Raw genomic sequence first — 18,718 nt, forward strand, 5'->3', positions numbered from 1 at the left:
GGGGGTCACACGGGGCATGAGACAGCGCATCTCCCTGCTGGCCGCGTGCGGCCTGGTGGCCGCGGGACTCGTCACCCTCCCGGCCGCCGCGGCCAACGCCGCGGAACCCGAATTCCGCCTGGCCGGACCGCCCGGTGTCCTCCTCCCGCTCCACCCCGCGACGGGATCCCCGAAGCCGGTGGCGCTGAACTACCGGCTGGAGGCCCCGGCCGGGACCGGCGCCTTCGACGGGGAGTTCACCCTCACCGTGGACCTCTCCCGGCTCAACGGGGCGGCGACCGTCCAGGAGAGCCCGGGCACGGCCGCCAAGAAGTGCGTCCCCGCCGGCAGCACGCTCGTCTGCAAGCAGCAGGGCCTGCGCCCCGGCGTCCCGGCCGGCGTGGACCTGGAGGTCACCGCCGCGAAGGACGCCCCCAACGGGCGGGTCGGGGCGATCCAGGTGACCGGCAAGGCCGCCGGCGCCACCGTCGTCCCCGCCGCCACCGGGCTCCAGGTCGGCGGACCCGACCTGGTCATGGGGGAGATGAAGCTCAAGAAGGAGCTGAAGCCGGGCGAGGACCAGTCCCTCCCCCTCGCCTTCAGCAACCGCGGCACCCTGCCGGCCGACGGCATCGTCCTGGAGCTGGAGGCCAGCCACGGCCTGGAGCTCCCGGAGCGGTACGACAACTGCACCTACCGCACCACCCGCACCTCGACCACCGCCGTCTGCACCATCGAGGGCGACTTCGACCCCAAGGCCTCCTACGAGCTGGCCGGCGACAGCCCGCTCCACCTCAAGGCCGGTGCGAACGCCCTCAACGAGCGGTTCGGCTACGGCGTCTACCCGGCCGTCGCCCCGCAGAAGGCCCAGGCCGACTCCGGCACGACCGGCGCGGACACCTCGAAGACCGGTGACGCGGCGGGCAAGGCACCGAAGCGGAAGCTGACCGCCCGCAAGGCGGCGTCGCCCGCCCCGCTCGCCGAGCACGGCCCGGACCTCAACCCGGCCGACAACAAGCGCGAAGCCCTCCTCACCGTCCGGAACACCGCGGACTTCGAGGCCGAGCCCCTGACGGTCAGGGGCGCCCCCGGCACCACCGCCAAGGGCGTCGTCGCCATCCGCAACAACGGCCCGGCCTGGATCGCGGCCGAGGGCAAGGACGCCCCCGCGGCCGTCGTCGACGTGGAGCTCCCCAAGGGCCTGAAGGCCGTCACCGCTCCCGCCGCCTGCCGGCCCGCGGGCGACGCCCACTACCTCTGCGCCACCGCACCCACCGTGCTGGAGAGCGAGAACGTCGAGTTCCCGTTCGAGCTGAAGATCGAGACGGCGGTCAAGGACGCCAAGGGCGCCATCCGCGTCGGCGCGCCCGGCCCGAAGGGCGAGCCGCAGCGGCACTCCTTCGACCCGGTCCTGGCCAACAACATCGCCCTCGTCGTGGTGAACCCGACGGCCACCGGCCCCAGCCCGAGCCCCTCCGGCACCCCCTCGCCCAGCGCCTCCGCGAGCGCCTCGGCCTCCCCGAGCCCCTCGGCGGGCGGCGGCACCACCGCGAACGGCGGCAAGAGCGGCGGCCCGCTGGCCTCCACCGGCAGCCAGGCCGGCCTGATCGGCCTCGGCGCGGCCGGGCTGCTCGCCGTCGGCGGCGCGCTGTACCTGTCCTTCCGGCGCAAGCCCGTGCGCGCGTAAGGGCGCACCCGCGCACACAGCGGAACGGCCGGCCCGGGGCGTCCCCCGGGCCGGCCGTTCTTCTGGGGTGACCGGGCCGCTGTCCCCTGCCGTCCGGTCACGCGGAGGAGCGGGGTCCCACGACGTACGCCGTCGGGCGTCACGTCTCACCGCTCCCGCGGAGCCCTGCGTGATGGTGCGCGCCCGCACCTGGCTGGCACGGACACCCCCTCAACGAAGGCTTCCGGGGCCGGTCACGGTCCGGACGGGTGACGAACGGGCGCCCGCGCGGTCAGACGCGGCCCCGGCACAGCTCCAGCAGGGTCATCGCGAGCGCGGTGCCGGGCTTGCCGAGGGCGTCGCTCCAGTGCGACAGCACCTCCATCTCCCGTGAGAGGTGCACGCGCCGCCCGCCCGCCCCGATCCGGGCCTCCTGGATGACGGACGAGACGGCCATCCGCTCCTGGATCAGCCCGATGATCCGGTCGTCGAGGGCGTCGATGCGCTCGCGGGAGTCGGCGATCAGCTGCTCGGGGGTGGCGGCGGTGGTGGTGAGGGTGCTCATGGGGTTTCTCCTGTGGTCGTGGCCGACAGGAGCGGAAACGCGGAGCGCCCCGGTCCTGTCGGACCGGGGCGCTCTGGGAAGTCAGCGGCTCAAGCGAGCATCACGATGACCCATGGCGACCGGACCGGCCGGTGCCATAGGTAAAGAGGAAACTCAGCTGCTTGCGCATGGTGTGGATTATGTCCCCCCGCCCGCGTCCCGGCCAACCGGGCCCGGATGCTGAGACGCGCCCCCGTCGTGACGTGGGCCTCGGATGGTGCGACAAAGAGGCGGCCGGCGCCACCGGTAGAATCGACAAAACAGCCACCTCTTCCGCCGGAAGGCCGTCCCGTGCCAGAAGCACCCTCCGCCGCCCACGACAGCGCCCCGGACACGGTCCTCGTCGTCGACTTCGGCGCGCAGTACGCCCAGCTCATCGCCCGCCGTGTCCGTGAGGCCCGCGTCTACAGCGAGATCGTGCCCAGCACGATGCCCGTGGCCGAGATGCTCGCCAAGGACCCGAAGGCGATCATCCTCTCCGGCGGCCCGTCCTCCGTGTACGAGGAGGGCGCCCCGCGCCTGGACGACGGCCGCGCCCTGTTCGAGTCCGGCGTCCCCGTCTTCGGCATGTGCTACGGCTTCCAGCTGATGGCGACCACCCTGGGCGGCACCGTCGACAACACCGGTGCCCGCGAGTACGGCCGCACCCCGCTGGCCGTCTCCAAGAGCGGCTCGACCCTGTTCGAGGGCACCCCCGAGCACCAGTCGGTGTGGATGTCCCACGGCGACGCCTGCTCCGCCGCCCCCGAGGGCTTCACCGTCACCGCGTCGACGAACGTCGTCCCGGTCGCGGCCTTCGAGAACGACGAGAAGAAGCTGTACGGCGTGCAGTACCACCCCGAGGTGATGCACTCCACGCACGGCCAGCAGGTCCTGGAGCACTTCCTCTACCGGGGCGCGGGCCTGAAGCCCACCTGGACCACCGGCAACATCGTCGAGGAGCAGATCGCGGCCATCCGCGAGCAGGTCGGCGACAAGCGCGCCATCTGCGGCCTGTCCGGCGGCGTGGACTCCGCGGTCGCCGCGGCCCTCGTCCAGAAGGCCATCGGCTCCCAGCTGACCTGCGTGTACGTCGACCACGGCCTGATGCGCAAGGGCGAGACCGAGCAGGTCGAGAAGGACTTCGTCGCGGCCACCGGCGTCCAGCTGAAGGTCGTCGACGCGCAGGAGCGCTTCCTGAACGCGCTGGCCGGCGTCTCCGACCCGGAGACCAAGCGCAAGATCATCGGCCGCGAGTTCATCCGCGTCTTCGAGCAGGCCCAGCTGGAGATCCTCCAGGAGGACGGCCCGGCGGTCTCCTTCCTGGTCCAGGGCACCCTGTACCCGGACGTCGTGGAGTCCGGCGGCGGCACCGGCACCGCCAACATCAAGTCCCACCACAACGTGGGCGGCCTCCCCGACGACATCGAGTTCGAGCTCGTCGAGCCGCTGCGCCAGCTGTTCAAGGACGAGGTCCGGATGGTCGGCCAGGAGCTCGGCCTGCCCGAGGAGATCGTCCAGCGCCAGCCGTTCCCCGGCCCCGGCCTCGGCATCCGCATCGTCGGCGAGGTCACCAAGGAGCGCCTGGACCTGCTGCGCGAGGCCGACGCCATCGCCCGCCACGAGCTGACCGCCGCCGGTCTGGACCGGGAGATCTGGCAGTGCCCGGTCGTCCTGCTCGCCGACGTCCGCAGCGTGGGCGTCCAGGGTGACGGCCGCACCTACGGCCACCCGATCGTGCTGCGCCCGGTCTCGTCCGAGGACGCCATGACGGCCGACTGGACCCGCATGCCGTACGAGGTGCTGGCCCGGATCTCGACCCGCATCACCAACGAGGTCAAGGACGTCAACCGCGTGGTCCTGGACTGCACGAGCAAGCCCCCGGGCACCATCGAGTGGGAGTAGGGCCACCCCGCCCCCGAGCCCGACGCGAAGCCGCCGTTCCCCTTCCCGGGGAGCGGCGGCTTCGCCGTTTCCCCTCCGCGGCTCCCCGGCTCTGGCCTCTTGGCGGCCGCACCGGTACCTTGCGCGGCGTCCGGCCCGACCAGGAGGAGGGACGCGCCCATGCCCGAGCAGCCCCCGCCCGTGCCGGTGGACCGGCTGGCGTTCGAGATGCCGCCCGTAAACGAGGACCCGGCCGAGGAGCGCGCGTACCGCAGGGAGCGGCTCGCCGGGGCGCTGCGGCTGCTGGGCCGGCTGGGGTACGAGGACGGGGTCGCGGGGCACGTCACCGCCCGGGACCCGGAGTTCGAGGACTGCTACTGGGTCAACCCCTTCGGGCGTGCCTTCGCCGGCCTGGGCTCCGAGGACCTGCTGCTGGTCGACGGCGACGGGCGGGTGGTGCGGGGCGGGCGGCGGGTGAACCAGCTGGCCTTCGCCGTGCACGCGGCCGTGCACCGGGCGCGGCCCGGGGTGGTGTCCGTGGTCCGGACGCAGGGCCCGTACGGGCGGGCGCTGGCCTGCCTCGGGGAGCTGCTGGCCCCGATCAGCCAGGAGGCCTGCTGCTTCTACGAGGACCACGTCCTGATGGACGAGTACGCGGGGGCGGAGGACCCGGCGCGGGTCGCGCGGGCGCTGGGCCCCCACAAGGCGCTGGTCCTGCGCAACCGGGGGCTGCTGACGGTCGGCGGGTCGGTGGACGCGGCGGTGTGGTGGTTCGTCGCGGCGGAGCGGGCGGCGCAGGTGCAGCTGATCGCGAGGGCGGCCGGGAAGCCGGTGCTCATCGACCACCACGGCGCGGTCGCCACGCGGGAGCGGTTCGGGGGCGACCTGGCCGCCTGGGCGAGCTACCAGCCGCTGTGGCAGACGGTCGCGGGCGGTGGCGGGCCGCTGGCGTCAACATCATGAACCGTTAATCACCTGCTCTGACATCGTGCGCAATCCGGAGCACTGCCGCAGTGGTGCACAATTCGCTGGCATTGCACCGTAGTTCAGAGAGGCGGCACGCACGTGGCTGTCCAAGAGATGTCCCGGAGTACCCATACCGCCGTCTGCGCCTGCGACGACTGCGCGCGGGAGGGGCACCGGCGCGCGGTCGCCGCGTTCCTGGAGAAGCGCGACGAGTTCGCCGCCGGACAGGGGGTGCCGCCCGCCGTGGCCCACTCCCTCGGCGCCTCCCGCCAGTGGGTCTCCGACGAACTGACCCTGTCCGCGCGCACGGCCGCCGAACGGGGCCGGGAGGCCGGGAACACCTGGCTGTACCTGTTCTCCCGCCGGGCCGTCCTCGCGCTGTGGATCGCCGCCGGGACGCTGCTGCTGGTGCAGGTCGGCACCGCGCTCGGCACCGGCTGGTCCACCGCCCGCACCGCCGGGCTGCTGGCCGCGCTGGTGCTGGCCGGGCTGCTGACCGCCGCGGCCCGCGCGCAGTCGCTGCGGGGCGGGCTGCTGGCCCCGCTGGTCGGCGAGGACAACCGGCTGTCCACTTCCAAGGCGGTGCCGAGCGCCTGGGTGGTGCTGACGGCGTTCGCGGCGCTGCTGCCCGCGCTGCGGCTGGCCGCCTCCTCGCCGGGGCCGGAACGCGAAGCCCTGTACCAGGGGTTCGCGCTGGGGCGGGCGCTGCCGCTGCTGGCGGTGGTCGCGCTGACGTCGGGCGTCGCGGTGCTGGTGCGCCGGGTGGTCTCCGTACGGATCATGGGGCAGCGGCTGCAGAAGCTGCCGGCGGACCGGCCGCGCGGGGCGGACCTGCTGACGGGCGACGACGGCCGCGGGAGCTTCCCGGACGCGCAGTACGTCCTCGTCTCGACGGTGGTGCTGGCCTACGCCGCGGTGTCCCTGGCCCGGTTCCCCGACCGGCTGCCGCAGCTGCCGTGGGCGCTGGCCCTGCTGGTGGCGCTGTCCGCGGCGGTCTACCTGGCGGCCAAGTACGCCGAGGGGAGCCGTCCGCTGGTGCTGGCGGTGGTCCGCCGGCGCGAGCCGGGGGACATCGACGCGGCGGTCCGCCCCGGGGACGACATCGAGATCCGGGGCGTCGGCTTCGTCCCGCCGGGGGCGCAGACGCCGGAGATGCTCGCCCGGCTGGTGGTGCGGGTCGGCGCGGTCCACGTCCACGTGCCGCTGGTCCCGGTGGCCGGCGGGTTCGTGAACCCCTCGGACACGGTGCTGACGGTGCCGGTGCCCGCCGAGGTGGAGCCGGGCCGCGTCGACGTCCAGGTGGTGACCGCCGCAGGGGTGGAATCCAACCGCTGCGTCATCGACGTGGCCGAATGAAGCGGGTAGACATGGCTGCGTGAACCGAACTGACGTCCCCTCCGGTGTGCGGTCCACACCGTGGAGAGAACTCGCCTCCCGCCATGCCCTCCTCCCGCTGCGGATCTTCCTCGGCGTGACCTTCGTCTACGCGGGCCTCGACAAACTGACCACCCCGGGCTTCTTCGCCGCCGGGGGCGCCGGCTCGATCGGCGAGCAGATGCGCGGCGTGCGCGACACCGCCGCGGTCCCCGCCCTGGTGGACCTCGCCCTGAACGCCCCCGCCGGCTTCGGCTACCTCATCGCCCTCGGGGAGCTCCTCGTGGGCCTGGGCGTCCTCGCCGGGCTGCTGACCCGGATCGCGGCCGCGGGCGGTGCGCTGATCTCGCTGAGCCTGTGGCTCACCGTCTCCTGGGCCGTGACCCCGTACTACTACGGCAACGACCTGGTGTACCTGATGGCCTGGCTCCCGCTGGTGCTCGCCGGGGCGCCCTACTGGTCCCTCGACGCGCTGATCCGGTCGCGCCGGTCGCGCCGCACCGCGTAGGTCACCAGCCCGACCAGGGCGGCCAGGACCAGTCCGCCGACCGCCATCGGCACCACCAGGAACCACGGCAGGTCGGTCTTCCCGGCCGCGTCGAGCAGGTACAGCACGCCCGCCGCGGTCAGCACCAGGCCGGCCAGCAGCCTTCCCGGCTGGAACTCATGACGCCGCACGGGCCACCTCCACCTGTCCCACACCCGCGTCCAGGTGCAGCTCGATCGTCCCGCCGGCCTCGGTGCCGGCGGTGGGGGGCAGGGTCGCCCGCCTGTTCTCTCCACCGCTCTTGATCCGCACGGAGCGGTCCCCGGGGAGCTGGATGTCGCCGAGGCGGACCGAGACGTCCGCCACGGCGGTGACCTCCCGGGGGACGACCACCTTCAGCCGGCCCGCCTCGACGGAGGCCCGGACGGACACGGTGGTGCCCTTCGGCACGTCCAGGCGGCTCAGGTCGAGCGTGGCCAGGCCCGTCCCGGAGGAGTAGAGGGGTGCGACGTCGGCCACCGCCGCCGGGCGCCAGTCGACGTTGTGCCAGTCGGTGCCCACCTCGCGCGGCAGGGCGGTCGCCGCCGCGAGCAGCCCGGCGGTGACCAGGCCCAGCAGGATGGTGCCGAAACCCGTACGCCCCTTGAGGGAGCTGACGGCCAGGCCCAGCCCGAAGACGGCCAGCGCGCAGGCCAGGCCGACCTGGAGGGCGTGCCCCAGCGGGCTGCCGTGCCACACCGCGGCGGTCCCGAGGCCGCCCGCCAGCACGGCCAGGACGAACACCCGGCCGCCGATCCCGCCGCGCCCCCGGCCGTACGCGTCCGCGGGCTTCGGCTTCGCCGGGGCCCCGCCGGCCGCCGCGCCCGGCCGGTCGTCGACCCCGTCGTCGGGACCCCACAGGTAGCCGGAGGATCCGACCGGGCCGGTCGTGCCGTCCTTCACCAGCGGGTCGCGCCACCAGGAAGGGCTGCTCGGCACGGGGGGCGCCTGGGTCTCCGGCGGCGCCGGACGGTGCGCGCCCGCCGCCTCCGCCTCGGGGGCGGCGGCCCGGCGGTGGCGCCGGGACCAGTACGCGGCCCCGCCCAGGGCCAGGACGACCAGGACGGAGAAGCCGCCCATCACCCCGTTGTCGAGCATCGACAGGAACAGCGCGCACCCCACCAGAGCGCTGAACACCGCGGCCAGGGTGGTCCCTTCGACCCGGCCGGTCAGGAGCTTGCGGCCCTCGCTGTCCTCCTCGCCCTCCAGGGGCAGCAGCAGCCAGGCGAAGCCGTAGAAGACCAGGCCGACGCCGCCGGTGACGGCGAGCACCCCGAGCACGATCCGGAACACCACCGGGTCCAGGTCGAAATACCGGCCCAGGCCGCCGCAGACGCCCGCGAGGACCTTGTCGCGCCTGCTGCGGCGCAGGGGCGGCCGCTCGGCGGCGGCCGGTGCCGCGGGATCGTCCCCCGGAACACGTCCCGGAGTGCCCCCGGGCGGGGCGTCGTGTACGTCGGTCATGGCTCCATGGTGACGGCCCGCCCGGCCGCCCGGCACCGGGCCCGACCCTGGCGCAACCCTGATATCCCCCCGACGGAACTGGGGGGATGCCCTGATGCCGCTCCGCGCCCGTCCGTGTGACCCTTGGTGACATGCCCGCAGCAGCCGCCGCCCGTACCCCGCACGCCCCCGACATCGACGACACCCCGCCGCGCAGGCTCTACCGCAGCGCCGACGGGCGGATGCTCGGCGGAGTCGCGCGCGGTCTCGCCGGGCACCTCGGTCTGCCCGTCCTCTGGATCCGGCTCGCCTTCCTCGCCATGTTCCTGTGGGGCGACGGGCTGGGGGTGCTGCTCTACGCCGCCTTCTGGGTCTTCGTCCCGCTCGGCGTCGGCGGCAGCACCGGGCACCACTCCTTCTTCGAGACCCTCGCCGACGGCAGCCGGCGCCTGCGCAAGCCCGACAAGGGCGCGGTCTCCGGCCTGGTCGCGCTGGCCGTCGGCGCCGGCATCTTCTTCTCCCAGCTCCGCGTCGGCGGCACAGGCGGCCGCTACATCTGGCCCACCCTGCTCGTCGGGGCCGGCGTCGTCCTCGTCTGGCGCCAGGCCGACAACGCCCGCCGCGCCCACTGGAACCCCGCCGGGGACCGCCGCAAGCGGCTGCTCCAGGTCGCCCGCGCGCTCGCCGGGGTGGTCCTCGTCGGCGTGGGCCTGACCGTCTTCATCGTCGTACGGGGCTCCGCCGCACAGCTCGGCAACCTCCTGACCGCCGTCCTCGCCGTCCTCGTCGGCATCGCCCTGCTCGCCGGGCCCTGGCTGATACGGATGACCCAGGACCTCTCCGAGGAGCGCCTGATGCGCATCCGCGCCCAGGAGCGCGCCGAGGTCGCCGCCCACGTCCACGACTCCGTGCTGCACACCCTCACCCTGATCCAGCGCAACGCCGAGGACGTCGGCGAGGTCCGCCGCCTCGCCCGCGCCCAGGAGCGGGAGCTGCGCAACTGGCTGTACAAGCCCGAGGGCACCGGCAAGGACGAGGCCGAGGAGCCGGCCACCCTCGCCGAAGCCGTGAAGAAGGCCGCCGCCGAGGTCGAGGACCACCACGGCGTCCCGATCGAGGTGGTCGTCGTCGGCGACTGCCCGCTCGACGAGAAGCTGGGCGCGCAGATGCAGGCCGCGCGCGAGGCGATGGTCAACGCCGCCAAGTACGGTGGCGAGGGCGGGCCGGTCCAGGTGTACGCGGAGGTCGAGGGGCGCACGGTGTTCGTGTCCGTACGCGACCGGGGGCCGGGATTCGACATCGACGCGGTACCGGGGGACCGCATGGGCGTACGAGAATCGATCATCGGCCGGATGCAGCGCAACGGCGGGACCGCCCGGCTGCGCTCCGCGCCCGACGGCGGCACGGAAGTGGAACTGGAGATGGAGAGGGTGGCGAACGCGGCATGACGGGGACGACCGGGGACAGCGCTGTGAACGACGGGGCCAGGAGGGTCCGGGTGGTGCTCGTCGACGACCACCGCATGTTCCGCACGGGCGTGCAGGCCGAGATCGGGGAGACGGCCCGCACCGGAGTCGAGGTCGTCGGCGAGGCGGCCGACGTGGACCAGGCCGTCACGGTCATCACCGCCACCCGCCCCGAGGTGGTCCTCCTCGACGTGCACCTGCCCGGCGGCGGCGGCGTCGAGGTGCTGCGGCGCTGCGCCCCGCTGATGGCGGCCGCCGAGAACCCGGTGCGCTTCCTGGCGCTGTCGGTGTCGGACGCCGCCGAGGACGTCATCGGCGTCATCCGGGGCGGCGCCCGCGGCTACGTCACCAAGACCATCACCGGCGCCGACCTGGTGGACTCCGTCTTCCGGGTCCAGGACGGGGACGCGGTGTTCTCGCCGCGGCTGGCCGGCTTCGTGCTCGACGCCTTCGCCTCGACGGACGCGCCGCCGGTGGACGAGGACCTGGACCGGCTCACCCAGCGCGAGCGCGAGGTGCTGCGGCTGATCGCGCGCGGGTACGCGTACAAGGAGATCGCCAAGCAGCTGTTCATCTCGGTGAAGACCGTCGAGTCGCACGTCTCGGCCGTGCTGCGCAAGCTCCAGCTCTCCAACCGGCACGAGCTGACCCGCTGGGCCACCGCCCGCCGCCTGGTCTGACCTGCGGGTGAACCAGGAGTGACACCCCGGGGCCCGGCCCCGGGGTGTGATCCACGACGCAGGCGGGGAGGGCAACCGGAGGGCGCCGCGCCGGACTCTTGGGTGGCGTGATGAGCCTGACGGGGACCCCCCTCTTCGCGACGGTGATCGGCCTGACCGTGATCGCCGTCGCCCTGCCGCTGACCGTGTGGAGCAAGGTGCGCGGCCCCGCCGTCGCACGGGTGGCCGTCCGCGGGCTGATGGTGGTGTTCGCGCAGGTCACCGCCGTCGCCCTGGTCTTCGTCGCGATCAACCGGGACATGAACTTCTACGCCTCCTGGGGCGACCTGATGGGCACCGGCTCCTACGTCCAGGCGGCGCCCGACCTCGGCCCCGACGGCATGGGCGGCAAGAAGGCCGAGCAGGTCCGGCAGGAGCCGAAGGTCCGCCAGGACTTCCAGCCGGTCGAGGGGCTCGGCGGGCGGGTCAGGAAGACCGAGCTCGACGGCAGGATCTCCGGGGTCAAGGGCGACGTCATGGTGTGGCTGCCCCCGCAGTACGACGAGCCGGCCTACAAGGACAAGAAGTTCCCGGTCGTCGAGCTGATCCCGGGCATACCCGGAACGGGCAAGTCCTGGTTCCAGGGGCTCAAGGCCCACGAGGTGCTGGAGCCCCTCATGAAGGAGGGCAAGGTCCAGCCCTTCATCCTGGTCTCCCCGCGCGCCATGCTGCTGGGCAACGCCGACACCGGCTGCGCCAACATCCCCGGCAAGGTCAACGCCGACAGCTGGTTCAGCGTCGACGTCCGCAAGATGGTCACCGACAACTTCCGCGTCTCCGACGAGCCCCGCACCTGGGGCGTGGCCGGCTACTCGGCCGGCGCCTACTGCGCCGCCAAGCTGGCCATCCTGCACCCCGACCGCTACGGCGCGGCCGTCTCGCTGTCCGGGTACAACGACCCCGGCCAGGAGCCCACCTCGCTGGTCGCCAAGGACCCGGAGCTGCGCCGCACCCACAACCTGAAGGAACTCCTCAAGGGCCAGCCCGCGCCGCCGGCGGTCGCGCTGTGGATGTCGGGGGCCGAACAGGACGGCTACCTGTCCGGCATGGACCTCAAGGGGCTCGCGCAGAACCCGACCACGGTGCACGCGGAGAAGGTCACCGGCGGGCACAACCTCGACTCCTGGTCCAAGCAGCTGCCGCAGACCTTCGGCTGGCTGAGCCAGACCGTCAAGGCGCCGTAGGGCCGCGCTGCGGGTCGGCCCGGTCGGTCCTAGGCCGGGCGGGACGCGCCGGCCCAGGGCATCGAGTCGATGGGGGCCACCCGGACCGTGGAGCCGGGGTGGGGGGCGTGGACCATCCGGCCGTTGCCGACGTACAGGCCCACGTGCGTGACCCCGGAGTAGAAGAACACCAGGTCGCCTGGGGCCAGCTGGTCGCGGGAGACCCGGCGGCCGGCGTTGATCTGGGTGTAGGTGGTGCGGGGCAGGGCGACCCCGGCCGCGCGCCAGGCCGCCTGGGTCAGGCCCGAGCAGTCGAACGAGCCCGGCCCGGTCGCGCCCCAGACGTACGGCTTGCCGATCGCCCCGTACGCGAAGGCCACCGCGCGGGCGGCGCGCGAACCGTCGGCGGGGGCCGGCGCGGAGGAGCGGTCCTGCCCCGCGGCGCCCGCCGCCCCGGGCCGGCCTCCGGCGGCCTCGGTCCCGCCGTGCCGTGCCTCGTACGCGGCCCGCTCCTCGGCCCCGAGCCCGGCCAGCAGCCGCCGGGCGGCGGCCAGCCGGTCCTCGACCACGGCCTTCTGCCGGGCGAGCTCGTCCCGCCGGGCGCGGACCTCCGCCAGGCGCCCGTCGGCCTGCGCGCGCAGCCGGCCGACGTCGTCGAGCCCGCGGCGTACGGAGGCCACCTCGGCGGCGGTGCGCTCGCCGACCCGGGTGAGGAGGGAGGCCCGTTCCAGGTAGTCCTGCGGGTCGGAGGCGAGCGCCAGCTGGAGGGCGGGGCCCAGGCCGCCGCTGCGGTACTGGCCCGCGGCGACCGAGCCGAGCGCGCCGCGGGCGGCCCCGAGCCGGTCCGCGCGGCGGGCGGCCTCCTCCTGGAGGCCGGTCAGGGCCCGCTCGGCCTCGTCGGCCCCGGCCTTCGCCCCGTTGTACCGCTCCGTCGCCTCCTCGGCCTCCCCGTAGAGCCGGTCGACCTCGGCCTTGATCTGGGCGGGGGTCTGCCGGGGCTCGGCGTGCGAGGTGCCTTCGAAGGCGGTGGCGGTGGCAGCGCCCGCCAGGGCGAGGGTGGCGGCGGTCCGGACGGTGCCGCCGGAGAGCGGGCGCTGCCTGGGCTTTCGATGACTGGCCACGAGGGCCTCACGTCCTTCCGTCGGTCCCGCAGGTCTCGGGGGAGGACGCTAAACCTGGAGGTCACGGGGAAAGGACGGGATGATCGGAACTGGCTCCGTGTTGTCCGCGGCTGACCGGTCGGGGCCGTTTCACCGCCCGGTGCCGTACGCCGCCCCGTGCCGTGCGCGGCTGCGCGGCTCGGTGCCGGTTGCGCGGCTCAGTGCCAGAGGAGGGCGATGAAGATGTTGGCGGTGGTCAGGGCGCCGACCGCGCCGAAGAGGCCCTTCTCCACCCGCTCCTCGTCCCGCTTGACGTAGACGAGTGCCAGGACCACGAAGAGGACCGCGAGCTTCACACCGATCTTGATGTTGTTCAGGGGCGCGCCGTCGCCCATCTCGTGGAAGCCGACCAGCAGCACGCCGGTGACGAGCATGGTCAGCGCGCCGTGCAGCATCGCGGGCACGAAGCGGGCGGTGCCGGCGCCCATCGCCTTCATCTGGGTCAGGAAGCCGCCCAGGAGGGAGGCTATGCCGATGATGTGCAGGCCGACGAAGACGTTGGTGAGGACAGTCATGGCGCCGAGCCTACGGGGTGCCCTTTCCGCTCCCGACGGCGGATTTCCCCGGGGCGGGGCCGCCTGTCGGTCCCGACCCCTAGACTCGGATGGCGATGAGCAGCCTCTTTGACGACAGCTTCCTGGCCGACCTCACCCCCTCCGACGAGGTCCCCCCGCCGCCCGAGGAGCACCACGCCCCCGAGGAGGGCGCGGACGACCTCTTCGGGGGCCGCTTCGACCTGCCCGTGAGCGGGGACGCGTACTACCGCGACGGCGCCCCCCGGCCGGTCATCGACCCCGCGGCCCTCCTGGACGGGCTGAACGAGCAGCAGGCCGCCGCCGTGGTGCACGCGGGCTCCCCGCTGCTCATCGTGGCCGGCGCCGGCTCCGGCAAGACCCGGGTGCTGACCCACCGCATCGGCCACCTGCTGTCCGCGCGGCAGGTCCACCCCGGCCAGATCCTGGCGATCACCTTCACCAACAAGGCCGCCGCCGAGATGAAGGAGCGCGTCGAGAACCTCGTCGGCCCGCGCGCCAACGCCATGTGGGTCTCCACCTTCCACAGCGCCTGCGTGCGCATCCTGCGCCGCGAGTCCAAGCGGCTCGGCTTCACCTCCTCGTTCTCGATCTACGACGCCGCCGACTCCAAGCGGCTCATGGCGCTCGTCTGCCGCGACCTGGACCTGGACCCGAAGAAGTTCCCGCCCAAGTCCTTCAACGCCAAGATCTCGAACCTCAAGAACGAGCTGATCGACGAGGACGCCTTCGCCGCCCAGGCCGCCGACGGCTTCGAGAAGACGCTCGCCCAGGCGTACGCGATGTACCAGGGGCGGCTGCGCGAGGCCAACGCCCTCGACTTCGACGACATCATCATGACCACGGTCCACCTCCTCCAGGCCTTCCCGGACGTGGCCGAGCACTACCGGCGCCGCTTCCGCCACGTCCTGGTCGACGAGTACCAGGACACCAACCACGCCCAGTACACGCTGGTGCGCGAGCTGGTCGGCACCGGCTACCCGGACCTGCCGCCCGCCGAACTGTGCGTGGTGGGCGACGCCGACCAGTCGATCTACGCCTTCCGCGGCGCGACCATCCGCAACATCCTCCAGTTCGAGGAGGACTACAAGGACGCGACGACGATCCTGCTGGAGCAGAACTACCGCTCCACGCAGACGATCCTGTCCGCCGCCAACGCCGTCATCGAGCGCAACGAGAACCGCCGCGCCAAGAACCTGTGGACCCAGGCCGGAGCCGGCGCCGTCATCACCGGCTACGTCGCCGACACCGAGCACGACGAGGCCCAGTTCGTCGCCGACGAGATCGACCGGCTGACGGACGCGGGCGACGCCAAGGCGGGCGACGTCGCGATCTTCTACCGGACCAACGCCCAGTCCCGCGTGTTCGAGGAGATCTTCATCCGCGTCGGACTGCCCTACAAGGTCGTCGGCGGCGTCCGCTTCTACGAGCGCAAGGAGGTCCGGGACGTCCTGGCCTACCTGCGCGTCATGGCCAACCCCGAGGACAACGTCCCGCTGCGCCGCATCCTGAACGTCCCCAAGCGCGGCATCGGCGAGCGCGCCGAGGCGATGATCGACGCCCTCGCGCTCCGCGAGAAGATCACGTTCCCGCAGGCGCTGCGCCGCGTCGACGAGGCCTTCGGCATGGCCGCCCGCTCCACCAACGCCGTCAAGCGGTTCAACACCCTGATGGAGGAGCTGCGCACGATCGTCGACTCCGGCGCCGGTCCGGCCGTGGTGCTGGAGGCGGTGCTGGAGCGCACGGGCTACCTCGCCGAGCTCCAGGCCTCGACCGACCCGCAGGACGAGACCCGGATCGAGAACCTCCAGGAGCTCGCGGCCGTCGCCCTGGAGTTCGAGCAGGCGCGGGACGAGGAGAGCCCGGGCACCCTGGCCGAGTTCCTGGAGCAGGTCGCGCTGGTCGCCGACTCCGACCAGATCCCCGACGAGGACACCGAGGGCACGGGCGTCATCACGCTGATGACCCTGCACACCGCCAAGGGCCTGGAGTTCCCGGTGGTCTTCGTGACCGGCATGGAGGACGGGGTCTTCCCGCACATGCGCGCGCTGGGGCAGACCAAGGAGCTGGAGGAGGAGCGCCGCCTCGCCTACGTCGGCATCACCCGGGCCCGCGAGCGGCTGTACCTGACCCGCTCCAGCATGCGCAGCGCGTGGGGCACGCCTTCGTACAACCCGCCCTCGCGGTTCCTGGAGGAGATCCCGGCCGAGTACCTCCAGTGGAAGCGCACGGGCGCCGCGCAGAAGCCGGCCGGCCCGATGCGCGGCTCCGGCTACGGCTCGTCGTCCTCAGGTTCGGGGAAGGCCTCCTTCGGGACCTCGCCCGAGGCCTTCCTGTCCTCCTCGCGCTCCCGGTCGTCCGGCCCCTCCGGGTTCGCGACGCGACGCGCCACCGACAAGCCGGTCATCGCGCTGGCCGTCGGGGACCGGGTCACGCACGACCAGTTCGGCCTGGGCACGGTCATGGAGGTCCGGGGCGCCGGCGCGGACGCGCAGGCCACCATCGACTTCGGGGACGACAAGCCGAAGCGGCTGCTCCTGCGCTACGCGCCGGTGCAGAAGCTCTAGCGGGATCCGGCTGCTACGTCGGGTCCAGGCCGTGGCTGCGCAGCCAGGCCAGGGGGTCGATGGCGGCGCCGGAGCCGGGCCGCACCTCGAAGTGGAGGTGCGGACCGGTGGAGTTGCCGGAGTTGCCGGAGTACGCGATGACGTCGCCGGCCTTGACCTGCCCGGACCGGATCTTGGTGCTGCTGAGGTGGCAGTACCAGGTCTCGGTGCCGTCGGGGGAGGTCAGGATGGCCATGTTCCCGTAGGCGCTGTTCCACTGCGTGCGCATGGTGCCGTCGGTGGCGGCCATGACCGGGGTGCCGTAGGAGACCGGGAAGTCGATGCCGGTGTGCACGGACATCCACATGCCGCCGGCCTGGCCGAACATGGCGCTCAGGCCGTGCTGGGCGACGGGGATCGCGAACTTCGGGCGGGCCGCCTCCTTGGCCGCCGCCTCCTCGGCCCGCTTCTTCTTCTCCTCGTCCTGGCGCTGCTTGAGGTCGATCCGCTCCTGGGTGCGGCTCGCGCGGTCGGCGAAGTCGCCGGCGTCGGCGCTGAGGGCGGCCAGCTGGGTGTCGAGCTTGTTGTTCGCCGCGACCGGCTTCACCGACGCCGGGTCGGGGGCGGCCATCGTGGTGGTGTCCTCGGACGGCTTGTCACCGCCGGTGAGACCGCCGACGGAGGCGGCGGCGATGCCGGCGACACCCATCACGCAGGCGGAGGGGACGGCCACGGTCAGCAGGGCGGACCGCTTGGCCGGCGTACGGCGCCGGGCGCTGCCCGCCTTGTCCTTGGCGCCGGCCTTGCCGTTCGTCTTGCCGTTCGCCTTGCCGTTCGCCTTGGCCCCGGCCCGGCCGCCGGCCCGGCGCGCCGAGCGCGGTTCGGTGGCGGCGGAGGTGAGGGGTACCGCCTGCGTGGGCATGTCGTGCACGGCGTCGATGAACTGCGGCCCGTCGTCCTCGGTGGGGAGGGCGGGGCCCAGGGGCTCGAAGACGGAGGTCTCGTCGTCGGCGTACGCGTCGGTGTCGGGGTAGGCCGGGACGACGGTCGTGGCGTCGTACCCGCCGGCGACGGCCCCGGGCTCCTGCTCCAGGACCTGCTGCGTGCCGCCGGCGCTGTTCCAGGCGGTGGCGTCGTAGGCGCCGGTGTCCTGCCCGTGCGCGTAACCGGTGAAGTCCCACTGGCCGGTCTGCTCGGCGCCGGCGGAGTCGTACCCGAAGGAGGCCGCCGGGTGGTCGGTGCCGCCGGAGTGCGCGGCGTTCCAGGCGCTCGCGTCCCAGGAGCCCGTCGTGTCCTCGGGGACGGTCTGGGCCGGGACGCTGGAGAGGTAGGACTGCTGCGTGGTCCAGGCCGTGGTGTCGTAGGCGCCCGTGTCGGCGGACGAGGCGTACGCGCCGTACGCGTCGTAGGTCCCGTAACTGCCGGAAGCGGCGTAGTCGGTGACGTACTGATAGCCCTGGCCCTGCGTTTCGTAGGAAACGTAGGACTGGTCACCAGCGAAAGTGGTGGTGGAAAGGCCGTCGTGCCCCATTTCGGGGTACTGGCCCGACGTCGGGCGGTCGTTCACCAGTTCTCTTTCGCCTCGGCAGTGGGGGCCTGGGTGGCCGGGGAACTCGAGGTTCACCGGAGGAGAGCAGTGGCGTGACTGTACCCGGCGGTTACTCGCCTCGACAATCTTCGGAGGGTTTCGTCCTCGGGGGAACCGGGCATTCGGCCGTCTTTCGGTCGCCGAAAGACCGAGCCTTGGCCTTGAGTTCGAAATTCGTTCGACTGAAGGTCGTCCGGTGTTGTAGGCGAACACGAGGACCCGCGCGGCGACGCCCGGGGCTCAGACGACCATTCCCTCCCCCTCGGTTCCGGCGGAGCCGAGGTTCCGCACGGGCCCCCGCGCAGCATCGGCGTCGGCGTCGCGCACCGGGCCGTCCAGGGCGCGTCGCACGGCGGTGATGACGGCGGGATGCACCGGAAGGGCGAGATGTCCGATTCCGGTGACCTCGATGTTCGTCGCGTCCAGGTCCGGGTGCTCGATCCGGGCCGTGCCGGTGGGGGCCATCAGCGTGTCGAACGCGCTCCAGAAGGCCACGCACCGGGTTCGGCAGCCGGGCGCGGGCGCGCGCAGCTCGGCCATCACCGGGGAGTCCGGGCGCATCTGGCGGACCAGGGGGTGGGCGTCCATGAAGGGGGCGACCCGGGTCCCGCCGTGCGGGGTGCCGAGGGTGACCAGCGTCCGCACGCGGGCGTCGCCGCCCAGGCACTGGACGTAGTACCGCCCGACCAGCCCGCCCAGGCTGTGCCCCACGAGGTCCACCCGGTCCTGGCCGCTGCGCTCGCACAGCTCCTCGACGCGCCGGGCGAGATGACGGGCGGTGACCCGCAGGTCGACGGTGAAGGGGGAGTAGTTGTACGTCTCCACGCGCCGCCGGCCGCCCGCGCCGAGGGCGCGGCGCAGCAGGACGAACACCGACCGGTTGTCGGTGAAGCCGTGCAGCAGCAGCACGGGTGGCAGCTGCCCGGATCCGGCGCGGTGTCCCGCCCTGCGCTCCTCCCGGACTCCACTCGGGTAGAGGAGCATGTGCCCGGCGAGCACCACCGCCTCGAGGACCGCGGCCCGGAGGGCGGCCCCCGAGAGCGGGACGGGCAGCGGTGCGATCGTCAGCCCCATCGACGGCCTCCCCTGGACCTCTTGGGTGCGGGGCCGTGCCGGCTGCCG

16 protein-coding genes are annotated in these 18,718 nt (G+C 73.3%); 9 read left to right on the forward strand and 7 right to left on the reverse strand.

Annotated elements, in window-relative coordinates:
- Window positions 1-16: 16 nt before the first annotated feature.
- Window positions 17-1,666 carry a hypothetical protein gene (locus tag ACIRBY_RS06875; protein WP_403897148.1) on the forward strand — a complete coding sequence of 550 codons (1,650 nt, stop codon included), beginning with the start codon at window positions 17-19 and terminating at the stop codon, window positions 1,664-1,666.
- Between the two features lie 271 nt (window positions 1,667-1,937).
- Here the strand turns inward: ACIRBY_RS06875 and ACIRBY_RS06880 are convergent, their stop codons facing one another.
- Window positions 1,938-2,210: a chorismate mutase gene (locus ACIRBY_RS06880; protein WP_403897151.1), complete on the reverse strand. Its 273-nt coding sequence runs from the start codon at window positions 2,208-2,210 to the stop codon at window positions 1,938-1,940.
- A 330-nt stretch (window positions 2,211-2,540) separates the two neighbouring features.
- Between ACIRBY_RS06880 and guaA the strand changes: the two genes are divergently transcribed.
- The 4 genes from guaA (at window position 2,541) to ACIRBY_RS06900 (ending at window position 6,960) form a co-directional block, all read left to right on the forward strand.
- A complete protein-coding gene (gene guaA / locus ACIRBY_RS06885) occupies window positions 2,541-4,133 on the forward strand; it encodes a glutamine-hydrolyzing GMP synthase (protein ID WP_403897154.1) in 1,593 nt (530 codons plus the stop codon).
- Between the two features lie 99 nt (window positions 4,134-4,232).
- The gene (locus tag ACIRBY_RS06890) at window positions 4,233-5,075 is read left to right on the forward strand and encodes a class II aldolase/adducin family protein (protein WP_403897157.1); all 843 of its coding nucleotides are present in this window, start codon (window positions 4,233-4,235) and stop codon (window positions 5,073-5,075) included.
- Between the two features lie 117 nt (window positions 5,076-5,192).
- Entirely contained in the window at window positions 5,193-6,434 is a 1,242-nt protein-coding gene (locus ACIRBY_RS06895) for a hypothetical protein (protein WP_403897160.1), read from the forward strand.
- Window positions 6,435-6,453: 19 nt separating this feature from the next.
- Window positions 6,454-6,960: a DoxX family protein gene (locus tag ACIRBY_RS06900; RefSeq protein WP_403897162.1), complete on the forward strand. Its 507-nt coding sequence runs from the start codon at window positions 6,454-6,456 to the stop codon at window positions 6,958-6,960.
- On the opposite strand, the gene ACIRBY_RS06905 is transcribed toward ACIRBY_RS06900, so the two are convergent.
- The gene (locus ACIRBY_RS06905) at window positions 6,906-7,130 is read right to left on the reverse strand and encodes a hypothetical protein (protein ID WP_042813099.1); all 225 of its coding nucleotides are present in this window, start codon (window positions 7,128-7,130) and stop codon (window positions 6,906-6,908) included. The genes ACIRBY_RS06900 and ACIRBY_RS06905 overlap by 55 nt on opposite strands.
- A complete protein-coding gene (locus tag ACIRBY_RS06910) occupies window positions 7,117-8,442 on the reverse strand; it encodes a PspC domain-containing protein (protein ID WP_403897167.1) in 1,326 nt (441 codons plus the stop codon). The genes ACIRBY_RS06905 and ACIRBY_RS06910 overlap by 14 nt, the downstream gene beginning before the upstream one ends.
- Before the next feature lie 131 nt (window positions 8,443-8,573).
- Here ACIRBY_RS06910 and ACIRBY_RS06915 point away from each other — a divergent pair, with 131 nt between their 5' ends.
- The 3 genes from ACIRBY_RS06915 (at window position 8,574) to ACIRBY_RS06925 (ending at window position 11,790) form a co-directional block, all read left to right on the forward strand.
- A complete protein-coding gene (locus ACIRBY_RS06915; protein ID WP_403897170.1) occupies window positions 8,574-9,869 on the forward strand; it encodes a PspC domain-containing protein in 1,296 nt (431 codons plus the stop codon).
- A complete protein-coding gene (locus ACIRBY_RS06920; protein ID WP_403897173.1) occupies window positions 9,866-10,567 on the forward strand; it encodes a LuxR C-terminal-related transcriptional regulator in 702 nt (233 codons plus the stop codon). Before ACIRBY_RS06915 ends, ACIRBY_RS06920 begins: the two co-directional genes overlap by 4 nt.
- Before the next feature lie 110 nt (window positions 10,568-10,677).
- The gene (locus tag ACIRBY_RS06925) at window positions 10,678-11,790 is read left to right on the forward strand and encodes an alpha/beta hydrolase (protein ID WP_403897176.1); all 1,113 of its coding nucleotides are present in this window, start codon (window positions 10,678-10,680) and stop codon (window positions 11,788-11,790) included.
- A 29-nt stretch (window positions 11,791-11,819) separates the two neighbouring features.
- Here ACIRBY_RS06925 and ACIRBY_RS06930 read toward each other — a convergent pair whose 3' ends face one another.
- Both ACIRBY_RS06930 and ACIRBY_RS06935 read right to left on the reverse strand, forming a co-directional pair.
- Complete coding sequence (locus ACIRBY_RS06930; protein ID WP_403897179.1) at window positions 11,820-12,890, reverse strand: NlpC/P60 family protein; 1,071 nt, start codon at window positions 12,888-12,890, stop codon at window positions 11,820-11,822.
- A gap of 197 nt (window positions 12,891-13,087) precedes the next feature.
- Window positions 13,088-13,444 (reverse strand): hypothetical protein, encoded by a 357-nt coding sequence (locus ACIRBY_RS06935; RefSeq protein WP_403897182.1) that lies wholly within the window; start codon window positions 13,442-13,444, stop codon window positions 13,088-13,090.
- Window positions 13,445-13,539: 95 nt separating this feature from the next.
- Between ACIRBY_RS06935 and pcrA the strand changes: the two genes are divergently transcribed.
- Window positions 13,540-16,029, forward strand: a complete 2,490-nt coding sequence (gene pcrA / locus ACIRBY_RS06940; RefSeq protein ID WP_403897184.1) for a DNA helicase PcrA — start codon at window positions 13,540-13,542, stop codon at window positions 16,027-16,029.
- A gap of 13 nt (window positions 16,030-16,042) precedes the next feature.
- On the opposite strand, the gene ACIRBY_RS06945 is transcribed toward pcrA, so the two are convergent.
- Window positions 16,043-17,539, reverse strand: coding sequence for a M23 family metallopeptidase (locus tag ACIRBY_RS06945; protein ID WP_403898201.1), 1,497 nt, complete (start codon window positions 17,537-17,539; stop codon window positions 16,043-16,045).
- A 297-nt stretch (window positions 17,540-17,836) separates the two neighbouring features.
- The gene (locus ACIRBY_RS06950) at window positions 17,837-18,670 is read right to left on the reverse strand and encodes an esterase/lipase family protein (RefSeq protein WP_403897186.1); all 834 of its coding nucleotides are present in this window, start codon (window positions 18,668-18,670) and stop codon (window positions 17,837-17,839) included.
- Between the last annotated feature and the right edge of the window lie 48 nt (window positions 18,671-18,718).

Origin of the sequence: Streptomyces sp. NPDC096136 (genome assembly GCF_044763325.1) — a bacterium.
GTDB lineage: Bacteria > Actinomycetota > Actinomycetes > Streptomycetales > Streptomycetaceae > Streptomyces.

What these genes read in the sequence shown, in the direction of transcription:
- ACIRBY_RS06945 (WP_403898201.1), bottom strand. Translation starts at nt 17,539, where the DNA reads ATGGGGCACGACGGCCTTTCCACCACCACTTTCGCTGGTGACCAGTCC.
- ACIRBY_RS06875 (WP_403897148.1), top strand. Translation starts at nt 17, where the DNA reads ATGAGACAGCGCATCTCCCTGCTGGCCGCGTGCGGCCTGGTGGCCGCG.
- ACIRBY_RS06895 (WP_403897160.1), top strand. Translation starts at nt 5,193, where the DNA reads ATGTCCCGGAGTACCCATACCGCCGTCTGCGCCTGCGACGACTGCGCG.
- ACIRBY_RS06920 (WP_403897173.1), top strand. Translation starts at nt 9,866, where the DNA reads ATGACGGGGACGACCGGGGACAGCGCTGTGAACGACGGGGCCAGGAGG.
- ACIRBY_RS06915 (WP_403897170.1), top strand. Translation starts at nt 8,574, where the DNA reads ATGCCCGCAGCAGCCGCCGCCCGTACCCCGCACGCCCCCGACATCGAC.
- ACIRBY_RS06935 (WP_403897182.1), bottom strand. Translation starts at nt 13,444, where the DNA reads ATGACTGTCCTCACCAACGTCTTCGTCGGCCTGCACATCATCGGCATA.
- pcrA (WP_403897184.1), top strand. Translation starts at nt 13,540, where the DNA reads ATGAGCAGCCTCTTTGACGACAGCTTCCTGGCCGACCTCACCCCCTCC.
- ACIRBY_RS06950 (WP_403897186.1), bottom strand. Translation starts at nt 18,670, where the DNA reads ATGGGGCTGACGATCGCACCGCTGCCCGTCCCGCTCTCGGGGGCCGCC.
- ACIRBY_RS06880 (WP_403897151.1), bottom strand. Translation starts at nt 2,210, where the DNA reads ATGAGCACCCTCACCACCACCGCCGCCACCCCCGAGCAGCTGATCGCC.
- ACIRBY_RS06925 (WP_403897176.1), top strand. Translation starts at nt 10,678, where the DNA reads ATGAGCCTGACGGGGACCCCCCTCTTCGCGACGGTGATCGGCCTGACC.
- ACIRBY_RS06910 (WP_403897167.1), bottom strand. Translation starts at nt 8,442, where the DNA reads ATGACCGACGTACACGACGCCCCGCCCGGGGGCACTCCGGGACGTGTT.